Raw genomic sequence first — 19,175 nt, forward strand, 5'->3', positions numbered from 1 at the left:
ACAGCAAAAGATGGTTAGCATGGGTGTCAAGCTAACACCAGTTAACGAGGCACACTTCGTTGATGCCCAACACAAGGAGGGGTTATGCCCGTTCTTCGCTCAAGTATAAATACGAAATCTGAAACGTTTATTGCAAACGCTGAGCACATGCAGGCTCAGGTAAACGACCTATTAGAAAAAATTAATAAAATTTCTCAAGGCGGTGGTGAAAAAGCTGCACAGCGTCATATATCTAGAGGAAAACTACTGCCTCGTGACCGTATTAATGCACTAATTGACGCTGATACACCATTTTTGGAAATAGGACAGCTGGCCGCATGGGAAGTGTACGACGACTACGTGCCCTGCGCTGGCGTTGTTGCAGGTATAGGTATTGTTGCAGGAATTGAGTGCATGATTGTGGCTAACGACGCCACGGTTAAAGGCGGGACCTATTACCCGTTAACGGTAAAAAAACACCTGCGCGCACAAACTATTGCCGAGCAAAACAATCTACCCTGTATTTATTTAGTGGACTCTGGCGGCGCGAACCTACCTCGCCAAGATGATGTTTTCCCTGACAGAGAGCACTTTGGCCGAATATTTTTCAACCAAGCTAATATGTCGGCTAAAAATATTCCACAAATTGCGGTTGTAATGGGCTCTTGTACAGCAGGTGGTGCGTACGTCCCCGCGATGGCAGATGAAAGTATCATCGTAAAAGAGCAAGCAACAATTTTCTTAGGTGGTCCTCCCCTTGTTAAAGCCGCTACAGGCGAAGTGGTTACCGCTGAAGAGCTTGGCGGCGGCGATGTGCATACGCGTATTTCAGGTGTTGCCGATCATCTCGCTAATAACGATCACCACGCACTCTCGCTCGCCCGTAATGCCATATCAAGACTGAATAGGAAAAAGCCCGATTATGTAGACGTGGCCGACGTAAAGCCACCACGTTACGACACAAAAGAAATTTACGGCATCGTTCCCGCAGACAGTCGACAAACCTATGACGTGAGAGACATTATCGCTCGTGTCGTAGATGACTCTGATTTTGACGAGTTCAAAGCGCTTTATGGGACAACGCTTGTGTGCGGGTTCGCACGAATATTTGGATTCCCAGTTGGTATTGTTGCCAATAACGGCATACTTTTCGGTGAAAGTGCACTTAAAGGTGCGCACTTCGTCGAACTCTGCGCAAAACGTAAAATTCCGCTTGTATTTCTGCAAAATATTACCGGCTTTATGGTGGGTAAACAGTACGAGCACGGCGGCATTGCAAAGCACGGCGCCAAAATGGTAACTGCAGTAGCGTGTGCCAATGTTCCAAAGCTCACCGTTCTTATTGGTGGAAGTTTCGGTGCGGGTAACTATGGCATGTGCGGAAGAGCTTATGACCCACGGTTTCTGTTTATGTGGCCAAACGCCCGTATATCAGTAATGGGGGGCGAGCAAGCAGCTGGTGTACTGGCTCAAGTAAAACGCGACCAGAAAGCACGTGCGGGCGAGACATGGAGTGAAGAAGAAGAAAAGTCTTTTAAACAGCCGGTTATCGATACCTATGAAAAGCAGGGTCACCCCTATTACGCGTCTGCGCGGCTCTGGGACGATGGCGTTATCGACCCCGCAGATACTCGCTTGGTACTGGGGCTGTCGCTTTCAGCGTCGCTTAACAAGCCTATCGAAGACACCCAATTTGGCATATTTAGAATGTAGGAGTTTAGGTCATGGAACCATCGGTTATTTACCACGTAGACGAAAGAAACATCGCCACTGTTACATTGAATAGAGCTGAAAAGCACAATGCCTTCGACGATAAAATGATAAGTGAGCTAACCCGTGCATTTAAACAGGCGGGAGAAGATAAGAACGTAAGAGCACTGATCTTAAAGGCCGAAGGTAAAAGCTTTAGTGCTGGTGCTGATCTTAACTGGATGAAAAGAATGGCCACCTATACCGAAGCGCAAAATGAAAATGACGCACTCGGTTTGGCAGAAATGCTGCAAACGCTTTACACAATGCCGAAGCCAACGATAGCAAGAGTACAAGGCGCAGCCTTCGGCGGAGCTGTAGGCTTGATTGCGTGTTGCGACATTGCCATCGGAAGCAAGCTGAGCAAGTTTTGCTTAAGTGAAGTTAAAATTGGTCTTATCCCGGCCACAATTAGCCCTTACGTTGTTGAAGCAATGGGCGCTCGTGTTTGCAGGCGTTATTTCCAAACGGCGGAAGTTTTTTCTGCCAGAAGAGCCAGAAGGTTAGGCCTTCTAAGCGAATCGGTGACTGAAGACGAGCTTGATAGCACTATCGACAACATTTTATCTAACATCATTAAGAACGGACCTCAGGCTGTAGCGAAAGCGAAAGCGCTCGTGCAGTGGGTGTCTTCGCAAGAAATCAATAATGAGTTCCTGAGCAAAACAAGTAAGTTAATTGCCCAAGTTAGGACCTCAGAGGAAGGTCAAGAGGGCTTATCTGCCTTTTTAGAAAAGCGCAGTGCTTCTTGGGTGGAGATGAACAATGATAAATAAATTACTAATTGCAAACCGCGGTGAAATTGCCTGCCGTGTTATAAAGACAGCCATCGCACAGGGCATAAAAACCGTCGCCGTATACTCAGACGCCGACCGCAATGCACTGCACGTAAAAATGGCAGATGAGGCTATTTACCTTGGTCCTTCCCCGTCAAAAGAAAGTTATTTAAAAAGCCATGTAATAATCGAAAAAGCAAAGCAGCTAGGCGTTGATGCTATTCACCCAGGTTATGGTTTTCTCTCGGAAAATGCTGAATTCGCCAAGCTTTGTGCTAAGAACGACATTATCTTCGTAGGCCCACCAGCGTCAGCAATTGAAGCAATGGGCTCTAAATCTGCGGCTAAACACATAATGGAAAAAGCCGGCGTACCTTTAGTACCCGGTTACCATGGCGATGACCAGGACGAATCGGTATTAAAAGCGGCTGCTGATGATATGGGCTATCCAGTGCTTCTTAAGGCTGCTGCCGGTGGCGGTGGTAAAGGTATGCGTCAGGTTTGGAGCGAAAAAGATTTCTCTCAAGCCCTAAACGCTGCCAAACGCGAGTCTATGGCGAGCTTTGGCGATGACCATATGCTTGTTGAGAAATACCTGACTCGGCCTCGTCATGTCGAAATCCAAGTTTTTTGTGACACCCATGGTAATGGAGTTTACCTCTTCGAGCGCGACTGCTCAGTGCAGCGTCGACATCAAAAAATTATTGAAGAAGCCCCTGCCCCAAACATGTCTGCGCATGTTAGAGAAAAAATGGGTGAGGCTGCAATTCTTGCAGCCAAAGCAATCAATTATGTTGGTGCTGGCACTGTTGAGTTCTTACTTGATGAAGATGATTCATTCTACTTCATGGAAATGAACACACGTCTGCAAGTGGAACACCCTGTTACCGAGATGATTACGCGAGAAGACTTAGTACTTTGGCAACTCATAATCGCTGAAGGAAAGCCGTTACCTAAGGCGCAAAACGCACTTACCTTAACGGGACACGCATTCGAAGCGCGTATTTATGCCGAAGATCCAAAGAATGAGTTTTTACCTTCAACGGGTACCTTACGCTTACTGCATGCGCCAGAAGAAAATGATGTAGTTCGCGTAGATACAGGTGTAGAGCAAGGTGATGAAGTAAGTGTGTTTTACGACCCTATGATTGCCAAGCTTGTGGTTTGGGGAGAGAACCGTGAAGTTGCACTGAAGCGTTTAACAAGCGCTTTGGGGGAATATTATATCGACGGGGTAAGCACTAACATTGATTTTTTAAAGCGTGTAGCGTCACACCCATCTTTCGTTTCCGCGGAACTAACAACTACATTCGTGGAAAAGCACCACGATACACTCTTTAGTGAAACGATTAATCAAGACACCCAACACGACTTCCCCGCTATGGCACTACTTTCCATTCTAACGAGAAGCCAAAGCCCAAGAACACCCTCTGTATGGTCGACAGCCGGCGCTTGGAGGGTCAATAGTCAACACAGTGAGACGCTTACGCTGATTAGCGACAACAAGGAAACACAGGTTGAAGTTAAGCATCATTTTGATGATAGCCATGGTTACTGGGAAGTAACCGTAGATGGCCAAAGCTTTGCGGCCTCTGGCGTTATTATTGACCAAACGCTAAACGCTACTATTGACGGACACAAGAGGACGTTTTCATTCTCTCAAGATAGCGAACAGTTTACCCTTTTTAACAAAGACACCCACGTCAAGTATGTTGTTAAGACAGCATCGTTAGGTGACGTCAACAGTACCGATGACCAAGCAAACTTTAATGCACCAATGAATGGCACTATCGTTACCCACCTTGTTAGCAAGGGGCAAGAGGTCAAAAAAGGTGAGCCTATCCTAATAATGGAAGCCATGAAAATGGAGCACAGCATTATTGCTCCTCATGATGGCAAGGTTGAAGAGTTTTATTTCAACCCAGGGGAGCTCGTTGACGGTGGGGCAACGCTATTAGCGTTTTCTTCGAAAGATTTGGCTAAGGCTTAATATTATGCTTCCATCTAAAGTCAGTATTGTCGAAGTTGGTCCGCGCGACGGACTGCAAAATGAAACGCTCAACTTAAGTGCAGCGCAGAAGATTGAGCTAATAAATCTACTTTCAAAAACCGGCCTTAAACGCATAGAAGCAGGCAGCTTTGTTTCTCCAAAGTGGGTACCTCAAATGGCAAATTCGGATGAAGTTTTCCAGGCACTCCCTTCTAGAACAGATGTCCAGTATTCTGCGCTTACACCTAATCTTAGGGGACTAGAAACCGCTATTGACGCTGGCGTAAAAGAAGTTGCTGTGTTCGGCTCTGCATCTGAGGCATTCTCGCAAAAAAATATAAACTGCTCTATAAGCGAGAGTTTGAAACGCTTTGAAGATGTTTTTCAATTGGCTGATCAGAATAATATTAAGGTTAGAGGCTATGTTTCATGTGTTATGGGGTGCCCCTATCAAGGGGACATTTCGCCTAAAGCAGTTACGCAAGTGAGTAAAGCCCTACTTGATATGGGTTGTTATGAAATTTCGTTGGGGGACACTATTGGAGCCGGCACGCCTAGAGCAACGAGTCTACTGTTAGAAGATGTGCTTAAGGATATACCTGCACAAAAACTTGCGGCCCATTTTCACGATACATACGGCCAAGCTCTCGTTAATTTGTACAAAGCACTTGAATACGGGATTGCTACTATCGACTCCGCTGTCGCGGGTCTTGGGGGGTGTCCTTATGCAAAAGGGGCTAGTGGAAATGTTGCAACTGAAGATGTTGTATATATGCTTAATGGGATGGAAATTTCATCAGGTGTGAATATGGATAGATTACTTACTGCATCGTCCTATATCTCTGAGGTTTTGGGCCGCCCACCGGTATCGAAAGCCGCAAACGCATTATTAGCTAAATAATTGATTTTTTGGAGCATGCTGCCCTTCCAAGCATGCTCTTTTTATCGAGCCATCCATCCTAAAAGTTTTTTATGACGCTTTAGCTTGGCGCTTAATCGCCTTCCTCTTATCAAAATACCTCTTAGCAAGACACCCACCATAAATTGTATCGATTACTCATGTAGCCATTTAGTTGCTACTTTTTGATAAAACCTTCTAAAAAGCTAACGTGGGTGTCTGCGTAACTTTCAGTTAAAAGAGAGTTTATATTGGGTGTCTTGCCAAATAGAGAATGTTTAACAATGGGTGTCTTTCCTAGCAGTTCAGGTATTAACAAAACACACCTTGAGTTCAGGTCACAAAGGGCTAGTGATAATGCTACTGTCTTGAAACTTTTTCCAACGATCGTAGAAAAGCATCATGGCGCAAAGCAGGAAATCTCTTATAAGCCTTCAAGATACCCCTTATTATCATTGTATTTCGCGATGTGTACGTCGAAGCTACCTTTGTGGCTATGACCACACAACGAATGTTAGCTATGAGCACAGAAAGTCTTGGGTCGAAAACAGGTTACTGTTTTTAAGTAGTATTTTCGCTATCGACATTTGTGCATATGCCGTCATGAGTAACCATATTCACATTGTGTTGTGTGTAAATAAAAGCGCAGCGCTATCCTGGTCACTAGATACGGTTTTACGCCAATGGCACAAAATACACAGGGGAACTTTACTTACCCAAAGGTATTTAAAAGGAGAGGTTCTGAGCGATATTGAGATAGAAGCAGTCAAAGAAACCGCAGATATCTACAGGAAAAGACTCTTTGACATCAGTTGGTTTATGAGAGACTTAAACGAGCATATTGCAAGAAAAGCGAACGAAGAGGATGAGTGTACAGGCCGCTTTTGGGAGGGACGCTTTCGCTCTCAAGCACTATTAACTGAAAAAGCGTTGCTATCTTGCATGGCTTATGTCGACTTAAACCCTATTCGGGCTAATGCGGCGAAAAGCTTAAACGATTCTGTGTACACGAGCATTTATACACGACTTTTCTGCCCATCAAAAAATAAAAAGACTCAGGGTTTAATACCATTTAAAGGTGAAAAGCGACCCAAAAACAAAAAATATTTAAATCTTACGCTCAAACAATATTGCTTTCTTCTTAGCGATTCGATTGCCGCATTAACTAATTCGTTGCCGAAAAACAGCACAACCTCATCTGAGGTACAAAATGTTGAGCGAGTCATTATTGATACAACCTCACCAGAGTGGCTACAAACCATAAGCAGTTTCGAAAATCTTTTCTCATTTGCAGTAGGTAACACGGCGTCTATGTTGGCGTTCAAAAAGCGCACCAATAGGAAAAGAATGGCATGTATTAAGTCTGCAGCAGTTTGCTTTGACGATTAGCTGCCTATCACTTTTCATTCGGTAAAATAAGTGAAGCGACTATGGCAAATAAAAGCATAGCAGACATGATATATACGACGCTGAACGACAAAACAGGCGTTAAGGCAGCGTAGATAGCCCCAAAGCCAAGCAAAACAAGTCCGATTGCTGTATTAGAAAACCCGACAAGCTCAGTTCTGTCATGACCATCTTTTACATCTAAACTATAGGTTTTTCTTCCTGTCCTTACGCCAGCATGAGCAACGGAGAGAACGAAAAATAGAAGTGCTGAAGTGACTATTGACGTTGATTGAAGTACAAGTAATCCAACGCATGCAAATAGAGCGAGAACGCCTGAGGCTTGAAGCGTTAGCTTTGCACTCTTATCCGCAATTTTACCCCAAATGATTGAAGACAAAAGCGCCGCTAATGCTTCTGCGCCAATATAAATCGGAAGTAACTCTTGGGCCTCGCCGCTTTTTTCAAGCATGAAATAAGGAGCAACTAACGCAGAGTGAACGAATAGGCCTCTAACGAATATAAACTTGTACACCGTCGAATCAAAATCAATGCCCATGGCACCGTCTGAACTGTCATCTAATTCTACGTTTGTTTTGATTGGCCAGACACATACTAATGTTACAAGAAAGGCCAAGACACTCACACACAAAATGACCATAAGCGTATTAGAAGAAAAAGCCCCCTCATAGAGCGCTAAGGGTATAGCTATGAGAAGCGTTATTACTCCAGACACCGTTGAAGCGACGCCAATCAGATTTCCTCGCTGACCCTTTCTCGCTACATCAGCCTCCATATCTTTGACCGTAAGTGAACAAGCTGAGCGCCCTAGACTTAACAATACAAGTGAGGCAAGTATGCATGCTCCCGCTTTGGCACCAGACAAGAGTGTGGCAGAAACAAGCATTCCAATGACAGCAAGAGACTGAACCAACATACCCACCCGCCACACTATGTGTCTCTTTGGGTGTTTACGGAGATATATGCTTATTAGAACCTGAGGAAGGAGAGCTCCAGACTCTCTGATGGGCACTAACCAACCGATCATCCAAATCGGCGCACCAACGCTCAAAAGAAGGGCTGTCAAAGTGGTTTTTGCTGAAATTAAAAGGTCCGCCAGCTTGTTGAAAGACAAGCCCGCGATAAGTTGATTTTTTGGTTTCATTAAGCCGGAGATGTACCGCTATTTTTTGTGATTAATTACGGCACTTTTCGATAATAAGATCATAACGCTGGCTCACTTACACATCATTCTCTACTAGTATTTTTAAGTTCTCTAAACCCATCTCGAAGTCCGGTCCAATCATGCCGTCCATTAATAAAGCGAAATATCGATTGATTGGATTATTGTCTACCGTCCCTTCATCCCTCCAAGTAACTAACGTACCACCTGCGGTTGGCTTTATTTCTACTATCCCCGAAGAGCCCATGTCAAAATCTGGGAAATACAAACGGTAAAGTACACGTTTATTGTGCTCTAATTGAGTAATCTCCATTTCGCCATTTCCCTCAGTCTCGCTTTCCCATACCGAGCGCATGCCAATAGCTCTATCTGGGCCTGAGTAGGTAAGCTGCATATTAGGGTCTCGTTTAAACCAAACGCCCCATTTTTTCCATTCTCTTAAATCTACAACGTATGGGTAGACATCAGAAGGTTCGGCATCAATTGTGATCGTTCTTTCTACACTATAATCTTTCGGAATGAAGAAGCTAGAAATCACGAAAATTGCAATTACAGCGCCAAATACTATTAAAAGTTTCTTCAGTACATCCATTAGAAGCTCCTTAAATAAATCAACCACCTCAAATATAACATTTAATTAACAATTGTCACTGATTGTTCTACTTATTCTTTTCTTGTTTAAAAGTTAGATAGACACCCAACTTAAACTTTTTTACGGATGTTCGGCGCACTTTTCATAGAAGAATGCTTCATGGCCTTGAACAAGAATTAGGGTGGGTGTCTTTGTATATACCTTTGTATATACCTTTGTATATACCTTTGTATATACCTTTGTATATACCTTTGTATATACCTTTGTATATAACTATTCGCATATGCTCGGACTGGGAGCCAAACGCTGATTTCTTAGCATGGGTGTCTTTCTTAAGAATTTAAGATGAATGCAGCTACGAGCTAATTAAATTGGGTGTCTTTGCAAGTCGTCTTTGCAAGTCGGGGGAAGCTGCTTGGCTTGGGTGTCTCTGTAAGCCGCCACACAACACAATTTTAAAAAAATTTACCAATTCGTCACAAACATTGAAAATCCCACTGTCATTCTAAAATATCTTGTGTAGTATGGGTTTATGTTATCAAAAAGCCTGTTCAAACAGGCCTTTCTTATATAGCGCAATCAATCGCAACACTTCGTTTTCTTTTTATATTTCTATCGATACACAGTTGTCGCTTTTTTACAGGAGTTTATAGGAAATGGCAGATCAAAGTTCTCGTTACATCAGTAACCTTACTCGCGATACTTATGCGCTCATTCTTGCGGGTGGAAAAGGTTCTAGATTACACGAACTCACTACTTGGCGAGCCAAACCGGCACTTTATTTTGGCGGTAAATTTAGAATTATCGACTTCCCGCTATCAAATTGCGTGAATTCTGGTATTCGACGAATAGGCGTGGTCACCCAATACAAATCGCACTCTCTCATCCGTCACCTTGTAAGGGGCTGGGGCCACTTTAAGAAGGAGCTCGGCGAATCTGTTGAAATTCTTCCGGCTTCTCAACGCTTTTCAGACAGTTGGTATGAAGGCACCGCTGACGCCGTTTTCCAAAACATAGATATCATCCGAGATGAGCTGCCGAAATATGTCATGATCTTGTCGGGCGATCATATTTACCGAATGGACTACGGCGATATGCTAGCCAAGCACAAAGAATCAGGTGCCAAGATGACCGTTTCCTGCATGTCAGTACCTTTAGAAGAAGCAGCAGGTGCATTCGGCGTGATGTCAGTAGACGAGAACTACCGTATTAACGGTTTTGAAGAAAAACCTGCAAACCCCACTCCCCTTCCAAATGATCCCACTCGCTGTCTAGCGTCTATGGGCAACTATGTTTTCGATACCGAATTTCTTTTCGAACAGCTACGGGTTGACTCTGAAAACATGGGGTCTCAGCGCGATTTTGGTAAGGACATTATTCCATCTATTATTGCAGACCACCCCGTCTACGCTTACCCGTTTGAACAAAGTGGTGGCGATAACGCCTACTGGCGTGACGTCGGCACAATTGATTCCTTTTGGGAAGCGAATATGGAAATGGTTGCACCAGTACCACAGCTTAATTTGTATGATAGAAAATGGCCCATTTGGACATACCAAGAACAATTACCACCGGCCAAGTTTGTATGGGAAGACCACGACAGACGTGGCGAGGCAATTAACTCTGTCGTTTCAGGGGGCTGTATTATTTCAGGCTCAACGCTTCGCTCGTCTATTTGTTTTTCTAACGTACGTGTGCATTCTTACGGTTTAATTGAAGACGCGGTCATCCTTCCCGATGTAGAAATAAAACGCCACTGCAAATTGAAAAGAGTCATTATTGATCGCGGCTGTGTCATCCCAGAAGGCACAACAATTGGTTACGACCTAGAGCAAGATAAAGCGCGAGGGTTCCGCGTATCAGAGAAAGGTGTAGTGTTGGTAACCAGAGAAATGTTAGGCCAGCCGGTTGGCGGTTTAAGCCAGCCCCAAACATCAGCATAACCCTCTAAAAATGATTTGGCGCAACTGCGCCAAATCGTGCCCCACTATGTATTCCACTTCGTTATCGTACGTTCTATAAACGCTGCCACTTGCTCTGGATGTTCTAAAGGAAACATATGCCCCCCTTCAAGCACAACATGATCAATAGCGTTATGCTTCATTAGGCGAGAATACATTTCTGGCTTACATACATTACTTCTACTTCCCGTTGCGAGCACTGCCGGACATTGTAGTTTCCCTCTATACTTTCCCAAATTATGAGGTACGTTTCGAAACAACGCAGCTTCAACGTCAGCACGAAATGTCAGCGATATATTGTCTCCTTTTAACGCAGTCACCGACTTTACATAGTCTCGTACGCAGCGTTTGTCCATATCTCTAAACAAGGCTTTGCTATGAAAGTATGTTTCCATATCGGTATTACTCGGCCAACTAGTATTGCGTGTTTGCGCGAGCTTCGCCGGGGTTAGCTTATTGATTAACGGCGTATACTTAGCAAACCTGAAAAAGTAGCTTAGCGGGCCAACCACCAGCGGCGGGTCGAGTAAAATGATTCCTCGAAATAGCTCTGGCGCCTCGCATGCGGCCATATAGGTGATAACCGCACCAAATGAATGCCCAACGCCAAATACACCGCGTGAGTCCGTATTCTCTTTTCTTACATGCTTAATAAGCTCGTGAACTTGATTTCGCCAATTGCCATTCACGGGAAGCTGAGGGTCGTGGCCGAAACGCTCAACGTGTAAACGATTGAAGTTCTTAGGCAACGCCGAAAACATCGCATTGTAACTGCCAGCGGGAAATCCGTTTGCATGAGCAAAATGAAAACTCAACTCTGTCGAAGACACCGATACACTCCGTTATGTCACAAACAAATAAGGGGCTTGAAATCAGCCCCTTAGCAATAAAGCACGATAATACTACAAGCCTCTGGCTTCTGCCATTTCCCAATCTTTTACGATTTTGGTACTTGTCCATAAGAAAACGGCAATTGAAAGCGCGTAAGGTACTACAAGGTAAATCAGCGCTTGTCGCAATGCCTCTGTTTCGCCAAGAGAGGGAACCAGTGCCTGACTTATAATACCGGTTAGCGTAGGCCCGCCACCTAGGGCAATAATATTTAACACGAAGAAAAATAGCGCCGTTGACATTGCCCGTACGTTTATTGGCGCTAGGGTTTGCGCCATAGCGAAGCTGGGCCCCAAATACGACCCGCTGGTAAATAATAATAGCGTCATTAGCCCAACAGAAAGCCATAAGTCTTGGACCTGAAGCGAAGCGTAAAAAGCCGGCACACCGATAATCAGCGCAATAGCAGGCAAAAGCGCATACGCCTTTTTATTGTGCTTACCCCATCGGTCTGCGATATAGCCACCCAGCCATACACCTAACGCGTATGCAGTACCGTTAATAATTCCAAATACAATCAGCAGTTGGGTAATGTCTAGCCCCGCAAATGCGCGTACGTAATAATCGATTACCCATGTTGATATTGCATAGTTTCCGAAAGAGCCAAACGAAATACCCAGCGCCATTCCCCACCATGTGGGTATCTTTAAAAGCATTTTAAGCGATGACTTTACGCTTGGCTTGTTCGTTGTATCATCACTTGGCGCAGATACGGTTCGAGTTGGCTCTTTTACCGTTAACTTAAGCAGTATCGCAAGGAGCACGCCAGGAATACCCACACTGTACATAACGGTACGCCAGTCTGCTGAGCCCCCTTGCAAGAAAAATGCAGACGCAAAAAACGCTAGCATAACGCCAAAAGGAATACCTAAAGAGTAAATAGCGAGTGCCCCCGCTCGTTTTTCTTTCGGAAAAAGGTCAGAGATAATACTGTGCGACGGTGGGCTGCCCCCTGCTTCGCCAATGCCAACGCCTATTCGAGCAATGGCAAGCTGCATGTAATTTGCCGCCAACCCCGAAGCTGCGGTAAACCCGCTCCACAACGTAAGTGAGATGGCGATGATATTCACCCGGCTGTAGCGGTCTGCGAGCCAAGCAATAGGAATTCCCATCACCGTGTACAATAGCGCGAAATAAACCCCCTTTAACCACCCAAGTTGGGCGTCATCCAAACCTAAATCAGCTTTAATGAAAGGTGAAAGGATCCCAATGATTTGCCTGTCTATAAAGTTAAAGGCGTAGACCAGGGTTAGTATGAATAAAACGTAATTTCGGTAACTTCTTGATGTTCCGGCTTCATTAGCAGGAATACCTTCTACGTGAGTATGGGCCATAACAGTCCTTTTAAGTGACGATAACCCCAGTCTACGCATTAGGTAAAAAAATAAACAACTTATTGTTACTTATTTGTTAACATAACGAAAATTTCTAACTCAGGCTTTTCGTTCTATAGCGCTTAGGGTAGGATGACAAAACACTCAACTCATCAGACCAGACAGCAAGTATGACAGTAGACGAATTGCTCAATATCCCTCAGTTATCACAGACTTCGGAAAACACATGGAAGGTTGATGGCCTTATCATTCCCAAAACGTGGGGACAGGGCCGTACCGCATTTGGCGGCATTTCTGCCGGTATGCTCTACTGTGCAGTAAAGCAACAAGTTACTGACAATCGGGTATTGCGCTCATTCACCACTAACTTTGTGGGCCCTTTGTCACTTGAAGCTCCTTTTTCTATTGAAGTTACTTTGCTAAGAACGGGTAAAAACGTATCGCAATTTACGGCACACGCTATTCAAAACGGAAAAAGCTGCGTGTTCTCTCAAGCCTGCTTTGGCGTTGCCAGGGCGTCTGGAATTCGCGTCGAGAACAACGAAAAGCACGATATGCCTTTACCAAATAAGGCTAAATTCATACCGCAAATTCCTAAAGTAACGCCAAAATTTTTGCGTTACTTTGACTTAGCCATCGACGAAGGTGGCATTCCATTTACGCGCAAGAAAACCAGTCACTACCATGGATTTATGCGTTTTAAAAAGGCGCCTGAAGCCATTACCGATGCCCATATCATCACCATGATTGATGCATGGCCGCCAACCTTGCTGCAAATGATGAAGCTGCCTGCACCAGCAAGCACAGTTAGCTGGAATTTAGAGTTTATTCATCCGCATAAACCTGTAAGCCCCACCGATTGGTTTGGCTATAAAGCGCATACGCGACAAGCGGCTGATGGCTACGGACACACGGAAGCAACAATTTGGGATAAAGACAACGAGGTGATTGCGATAAGCAGGCAAACCGTCGCGATTTTCGATTAAACCGGAAGGCTAAACTGAAGCGTGCATACGCTTCAGTTAATACAACATAAAGGCATTAGGATTAAATAGCGATATAATCGAAATACACTGTAGATTGGTTATATCTAATGCATCTTCTAGATCTTCCCGTTTTAGCGAAAGCGCCTCGTGTTGCTCAGGTTTGAGGTTATGGTAGCTTGGGTAAATCTCAGGGTTTACATTATCGAGAGCTAAAACGTAAGACAACTGCAGAATTTTATCTTCAATAGTCGTGGCCCCTTCCTCCCCTTTGTGAATACTATCAATAGGCGCATAAATCGTACTGGGAATATCCCACTTTTCAATGAGCCTGGCTGATAGCTCGGCATAAGTAAAACCCAACACGCCAAACTGAAGCTCTGCTGGGCTAACTCGGGCATTAAACGCCTGACAGCGCGTAGCCGACTCTGGTAATACGGACACGGTAACAAGCTCCCCAATATTGTGAAGCAACCCGGAAACAAAAAGGCGCTCAGGTTCACGAATATTGCGCATATCTGCAAAATACTTTGCCAAAAGGCCGCAGGAGACACTTTGCTCCCAAAATTTATCTAAATCGATACACTGGCCGTGAACATCGCTAAAGGCCTGACTAACGCCATAGGCAAGTGCTAAATCGTAGGTAGATCGGGTGCCCACCACCTGAATTGCGCGAGTGACGGTATCAATTTTGTTAGGAAATCGATACAACGCAGAGTTCGCCACACGCAGAAGTTGGGTGGCCAACGAAGGGTCAAAAGCAATGATCTCACCGATGTCATCGATGCTTGAAGCTTCGTCATCCATACAAGCTTTAAGTCGAGTTACCGAGTCTGGTAATACGAAGAGGTCTTCCGCTTTGGAAACTAGTTCATCTAAATTCATTCGTGCACTCTCTTAATGCCGCCTTTATCAATATAGCGCTCAAGGTACGTCCATTTGCCTCACGTTTGTTTAGGTATAGGCACAAAAAACGGGTAGGTCAATAAATACCGCTTAGTAAAAAAGTATGATTTTTTTATTAATCAAAACGTTATACTAAGCAATTAAATTGCGTTTTATTAGCTGATTTTTGCACCAGCCATACGCCGAGCTTTTATTTTTAAGCACCTATACAAGGGCAATAATACCGACACTAATAAGCCATATAATCAGCTTCATCCCGATTGGCTTATTATACCGTGCCGCTTGTTTTTACATACCTACAATTGTAATACAAAGAAAAACTCGGGGTAATTACCTATAAGAATTAGATTTTCTAAGGGTTACCCCTTTTTTGCAGTTTCAACGCTAGAGAAGCAGATTTATGTTAGCATTACGCGCTAACACCACAACACCGCGCCTTTTAAGGCTAACCTCAAACGTAAAAGTTAAAATTTCACCATGTTAAATGTTGCTGTAATTGGTTATGTATGGCCTGAGCCTAATTCTTCGGCCGCTGGCCAAAATATGCTAACGCTTATAACGCGCTGTTTAGGCGCTAATTTTAACGTAACGTTTTTAACCGCAGCGACAGATAGCGAGCACAAAGCAGACCTTGAAGCACTGGGCGTGCAAGCCCATTCTGTGGCACTGAACTGCAGTTCATTCAATACGCTGATAGCGCAGTTAAATCCAGACGTGGTTATATTTGATCGCTACATGACAGAAGAGCAGTTTTCGTGGCGGGTGAAAGAAAGTTGCCCCGAAGCGCTACGCATTTTAAATACAGAAGACTTACATAGCTTACGCCAAGCAAGGCACGATGCCGTAAAGAAAACAGGCGATGCTAAACAGGCACAATTAAGCAGTGAGTTAGCACAAAGAGAAATCGCTTCTATATTACGTAGCGACCTCACCCTAGTAATTTCCAAACAAGAGATGGCGCTGCTCACTGAACACTACGGCGTGCCAGCAGCGCAGCTTCATTATCACCCCCTTGTTGTTGGCAATACAACGACGATACAGGTTCCTTTTGAGCAGCGCGCCAATTTCGTTCACATCGGTAACTTTCGCCATGCGCCTAATTGGGATGCAGTACTTCAGCTTAAGCAAAGCCTGTGGCCTGCAATTAAAAAAGCACTTCCCCAAGCAGAACTGCACATTTACGGCGCTTATCCACCTAAAAAAGCCACACAACTTCACAACGACAAGCAAGGCTTTTTAGTGAAGGGTTGGGCCGCAGACGTTGAATCAGTGATGGTAAACGCTAAGGCATTAATTGCGCCTTTACGGTTTGGGGCTGGCGTGAAAGGAAAGCTTTTAGATGCAATGCGATGTTTTACACCAAGTATTACAACATGGGTAGGCGCGGAAGGCATCGTACGTAGAAAGGTAGCGAAAGACGACCCGAGTAATGACGCACCGTATTCATGGCCCGGGGCTATTTGTAGCACTGATATCGCTAAACCTGAGGTGGTTAACAACTATGTAGAGCACGCTGTAGCGCTCTATACCAATAAAGAGGTGTGGGAAAATGCGAGCCACCAAGCGGAATGCTTACTTAATGAGTTTAAAGCCCACCAACCTCAATTTGAGCTCACCACAAAGATACTAAATTTAACGCAAAGTTTAGAATCGCACAGAGCGACGTTATTTATGCAAAGCCTACTTTGGCACCAAACACTGACGGCGAGTAAGTACATGAGCCAGTGGATAGAGGCGAAAAACAAGTAAAATTAAGCCACAGGTTTAATTAGATATCCTTTTTAATTAGATATCCTTAAGCTTCGCTATAACCGACTTGATCCCGTTTCCTCGCGATTGGCTTAAGTGGCGCTCAAGTTGGCATTGCGATAAATAATTTTCAAAATCAAAGGCCGCTCGCTGCTGCTTGGTAAGTGAATTTGCTTTTTCGAGTAAAACGGCGAGTACGCCGCGTATTACCTTACTTGGTGAAAACGCCATAAGACAGCCTTCATCGTGAGAAAAAGCTAACCATACTGGGCTTTCACACCCTTCCACCGCAGTATTATCATTGCGCGATGGCGGTGGTAGCGGAGTTAGCGCCTTTCCCGCTAACATGAGTGTGCGAGTAAAGTCATCCCACCCTTTCGCATTAGCCAGCGATTTGCCAAGAGGAAGTAAACTATCTTCGGATGACATACACAAACCTTAACTTAGTTGCCGTTTAACGCAGCGGCAAGGTCTTCGGCGGTCATAACCAGGTTTTCAACGTCACTTGTTGTTGGGAACATAACAAGTTCAACACCGTTTTTCTCAAGGCCTGGTAGCCACGTTTGAGTAAATTCGTCTAATGCTACGTTTGTACATTGACCAACAATTTCGTTGATATCCACGAATTTCTGCGCCAAATCTTTATGTGGAAATACCGGCAGTTGGACGCTATCACCGTTTTCAAACATGACAAACCCTTCGTTGCCCTGCACCAGCCAAATCTCATTAGCTTTTACGATATAGCTCACAACAAGTTCTTGGCGTTCTTCGGCACTTAGCCTCATTGCCTGTTCAATCACTGCGTCAGTTAGTTTATCTGCAACTGTTTCTGGAAACACAATTCTTTACCTATCCTAAAATTTGCGGCAAGTATACCCGCACTGGTATTCGGCGCAATGAAATAGGCAGGAAAAAAACTCCGTCCCACCTATCCGTTACAAAGACACCCATGATAAAGTTATAAACGTTACAAAGACACCCATGATAAAGTTAAGCCAAACCACAAAAACCATGTAATTTAATCGCGAAGAATCACCGTCCATGCGAAACCTATTTACCGCTCTTAAGCAAGACACCCATGCTAGCCACACCACGCTAGAAAATACTTATCCATTTTCGATTTATCACGATGATAATTTATTTAGCGTTAAGGCTTATCAAGCCGTACTTTTCGTGATGAGAAACTTTCACGAAACTGCTGCCCGTGCGGTAAATCACGCAAAGCAGAACAGCACACAGCTTGAAGGCATTGCATCGATGATTAATAGCGATGCTATTTTAACCGCCATTAGCGAAGACACCCACGCGTTGGATTCAATGAGCAATACCTCAAACACCCAAGAAGAAAACGCCCATATTGAAAAATCTCAGCTCACTGATACTGGTGCCTTTTACAAAGACACCCACCCTAATTTTCACAATACCCTCTTAAGCCAAAGCGAGATTAAAGAAAACATTAAGCAAGACACCCACGCTAAAAAGCCCCTAGATTTCAACTTTAAATCTCCCACATCACAAGCTATCGCAGCAGCTTACGTATGGTTAGGTTCATCGATGGGGGCAAATATCATCGCCAGGCGGCTAGCTGCCAAGCAGAAAGAGATTCCAACGAACTACTATCAGGCTATGGCGAGCTGTGCGAAAAGATGGGTGTCTTTCAAACAAGATGTTGACGCTCTACTTCCAACACTTGTTTTAGAAAATAGTGAGGTAATAACAAACATCATTGATGATGCTAATACATGGTTTGAATATTTAATTGCGTTAGGAAACCAAGTTCAATTAACCAAAGCTTTGCAAGAAGCGAATTTTTAGCCACCTTTTGCGGTCTCTCTTCACGCTATCATCGGTAAGCTATAAATAAACTTAATCTATGCAATCGACTGAATGCATTAATATAGGTGCAATTGTTGATTAAGCGCGCCGACGCTTTCTGATAAACTTGCTAGAAGTTCGTATCAACCAGTTTAAAAAATATGAAAGTTATCTCCTTTAATATAAATGGTATTCGCGCTCGCTTACACCAGCTACAAGCCGTTATCGATGCCCACCAGCCTGACATAATCGGGCTTCAGGAAATTAAGGTTCACAATGAGCAGTTTCCTGTTGAAGCAGTAGAAGTAATGGGCTACCACGTTTACTTCCACGGTCAAAAAAGCCATTACGGCGTTGCCTTCTTAGCTAAAAAAGAGCCTTTATCAGTAACTATGGGCTTTCCCACGGATGAAGAAGACGCGCAACGTAGAATGATCATATTAAAAACTACCGATGACGCTGGCCAGCCTGTCACTATCCTGAACGGTTATTTCCCGCAGGGTGAAAACGAAAAGCATGAAACCAAGTACCCAGCCAAACGTAAGTTTTATAAAGATTTAATGACCTATCTGGATGAAAACCACACGCCAGAAGACAATGTAATTGTGATGGGTGATGTAAACATTTCTCACACAGACCTCGATATTGGCATTGGTGAAGAAAACCGCAAGCGTTGGCTACGAACAGGCAAGTGCAGCTTCTTGCCAGAAGAGCGCGAGTGGCTCAACACCCTCTTCAGCTGGGGTTTCGAAGATAGCTTCCGTACGTTAAACCCTGAAACAAACGAAAGGTTTTCGTGGTTTGATTATCGTTCTAAGGGGTTTAATGACAACAGAGGTCTTCGTATTGATTTGATCTTGGCAACAAAGTCTCTTCATAGCACGCTTGTTGATGCAGGCATTGACTACGAGCTTCGCGGTATTGAGAAACCCTCTGACCACGCCCCAATCTGGGCTGAGTACAAAAGCTAAAAATTGAGAATG

Annotated in this window: 17 protein-coding genes; 10 read left to right on the forward strand and 7 right to left on the reverse strand. The window is 44.3% G+C overall.

Annotation, left to right across the window (positions count from 1 at the left end; translation table 11 throughout):
* The first annotated feature begins 84 nt into the window (after positions 1-84).
* From ACTRWF_RS01400 to ACTRWF_RS01420, 5 genes are all read left to right on the forward strand, one after another.
* A complete protein-coding gene (locus tag ACTRWF_RS01400; RefSeq protein ID WP_020743391.1) occupies positions 85-1,692 on the forward strand; it encodes a carboxyl transferase domain-containing protein in 1,608 nt (535 codons plus the stop codon).
* A gap of 11 nt (positions 1,693-1,703) precedes the next feature.
* Entirely contained in the window at positions 1,704-2,504 is an 801-nt protein-coding gene (locus ACTRWF_RS01405) for an enoyl-CoA hydratase-related protein (protein WP_462834983.1), read from the forward strand.
* Complete coding sequence (locus tag ACTRWF_RS01410) at positions 2,494-4,494, forward strand: acetyl-CoA carboxylase biotin carboxylase subunit (RefSeq protein WP_462834984.1); 2,001 nt, start codon at positions 2,494-2,496, stop codon at positions 4,492-4,494. Before ACTRWF_RS01405 ends, ACTRWF_RS01410 begins: the two co-directional genes overlap by 11 nt.
* Before the next feature lie 4 nt (positions 4,495-4,498).
* Positions 4,499-5,395: a hydroxymethylglutaryl-CoA lyase gene (locus ACTRWF_RS01415; RefSeq protein ID WP_020744911.1), complete on the forward strand. Its 897-nt coding sequence runs from the start codon at positions 4,499-4,501 to the stop codon at positions 5,393-5,395.
* Positions 5,396-5,794: 399 nt separating this feature from the next.
* Complete coding sequence (locus ACTRWF_RS01420; RefSeq protein ID WP_278384154.1) at positions 5,795-6,781, forward strand: transposase; 987 nt, start codon at positions 5,795-5,797, stop codon at positions 6,779-6,781.
* A 7-nt stretch (positions 6,782-6,788) separates the two neighbouring features.
* Here ACTRWF_RS01420 and ACTRWF_RS01425 read toward each other — a convergent pair whose 3' ends face one another.
* Positions 6,789-7,943: an MFS transporter gene (locus ACTRWF_RS01425; RefSeq protein WP_023559632.1), complete on the reverse strand. Its 1,155-nt coding sequence runs from the start codon at positions 7,941-7,943 to the stop codon at positions 6,789-6,791.
* 76 nt (positions 7,944-8,019) lie between these two features.
* Complete coding sequence (locus ACTRWF_RS01430; protein ID WP_462834985.1) at positions 8,020-8,553, reverse strand: SRPBCC family protein; 534 nt, start codon at positions 8,551-8,553, stop codon at positions 8,020-8,022.
* Positions 8,554-9,209: 656 nt separating this feature from the next.
* On the opposite strand from ACTRWF_RS01430, the gene glgC reads away from it, so the two are divergent.
* Complete coding sequence (glgC, locus tag ACTRWF_RS01435; protein ID WP_015066933.1) at positions 9,210-10,496, forward strand: glucose-1-phosphate adenylyltransferase; 1,287 nt, start codon at positions 9,210-9,212, stop codon at positions 10,494-10,496.
* A 44-nt stretch (positions 10,497-10,540) separates the two neighbouring features.
* On the opposite strand, the gene ACTRWF_RS01440 is transcribed toward glgC, so the two are convergent.
* Positions 10,541-11,344 carry an alpha/beta fold hydrolase gene (locus ACTRWF_RS01440; protein WP_287148846.1) on the reverse strand — a complete coding sequence of 268 codons (804 nt, stop codon included), beginning with the start codon at positions 11,342-11,344 and terminating at the stop codon, positions 10,541-10,543.
* A 72-nt stretch (positions 11,345-11,416) separates the two neighbouring features.
* The gene (locus tag ACTRWF_RS01445; RefSeq protein ID WP_287148845.1) at positions 11,417-12,739 is read right to left on the reverse strand and encodes a spinster family MFS transporter; all 1,323 of its coding nucleotides are present in this window, start codon (positions 12,737-12,739) and stop codon (positions 11,417-11,419) included.
* A gap of 170 nt (positions 12,740-12,909) precedes the next feature.
* Here ACTRWF_RS01445 and ACTRWF_RS01450 point away from each other — a divergent pair, with 170 nt between their 5' ends.
* Entirely contained in the window at positions 12,910-13,725 is an 816-nt protein-coding gene (locus ACTRWF_RS01450) for an acyl-CoA thioesterase (RefSeq protein WP_012518149.1), read from the forward strand.
* A gap of 36 nt (positions 13,726-13,761) precedes the next feature.
* Here the strand turns inward: ACTRWF_RS01450 and ACTRWF_RS01455 are convergent, their stop codons facing one another.
* The gene (locus tag ACTRWF_RS01455; RefSeq protein ID WP_015066931.1) at positions 13,762-14,607 is read right to left on the reverse strand and encodes an HDOD domain-containing protein; all 846 of its coding nucleotides are present in this window, start codon (positions 14,605-14,607) and stop codon (positions 13,762-13,764) included.
* 498 nt (positions 14,608-15,105) lie between these two features.
* Between ACTRWF_RS01455 and ACTRWF_RS01460 the strand changes: the two genes are divergently transcribed.
* A complete protein-coding gene (locus tag ACTRWF_RS01460; protein ID WP_462834986.1) occupies positions 15,106-16,377 on the forward strand; it encodes a glycosyltransferase in 1,272 nt (423 codons plus the stop codon).
* 36 nt (positions 16,378-16,413) lie between these two features.
* On the opposite strand, the gene ACTRWF_RS01465 is transcribed toward ACTRWF_RS01460, so the two are convergent.
* Both ACTRWF_RS01465 and ACTRWF_RS01470 read right to left on the reverse strand, forming a co-directional pair.
* Positions 16,414-16,806 carry a SufE family protein gene (locus ACTRWF_RS01465; RefSeq protein ID WP_462834987.1) on the reverse strand — a complete coding sequence of 131 codons (393 nt, stop codon included), beginning with the start codon at positions 16,804-16,806 and terminating at the stop codon, positions 16,414-16,416.
* Positions 16,807-16,820: 14 nt separating this feature from the next.
* On the reverse strand, positions 16,821-17,216 hold the full coding sequence (locus tag ACTRWF_RS01470) for a DUF2750 domain-containing protein (protein WP_287148841.1): 396 nt from the start codon (positions 17,214-17,216) through the stop codon (positions 16,821-16,823).
* Positions 17,217-17,418: 202 nt separating this feature from the next.
* Between ACTRWF_RS01470 and ACTRWF_RS01475 the strand changes: the two genes are divergently transcribed.
* Both ACTRWF_RS01475 and xthA read left to right on the forward strand, forming a co-directional pair.
* Complete coding sequence (locus ACTRWF_RS01475) at positions 17,419-18,192, forward strand: heme oxygenase-like domain-containing protein (protein WP_462834988.1); 774 nt, start codon at positions 17,419-17,421, stop codon at positions 18,190-18,192.
* Between the two features lie 161 nt (positions 18,193-18,353).
* Positions 18,354-19,163 (forward strand): exodeoxyribonuclease III, encoded by an 810-nt coding sequence (gene xthA, locus ACTRWF_RS01480; protein WP_462834989.1) that lies wholly within the window; start codon positions 18,354-18,356, stop codon positions 19,161-19,163.
* Positions 19,164-19,175: the final 12 nt, after the last annotated feature.

The sequence above is a fragment of the Alteromonas sp. G5_S2_22_S1 genome (genome assembly GCF_054968525.1).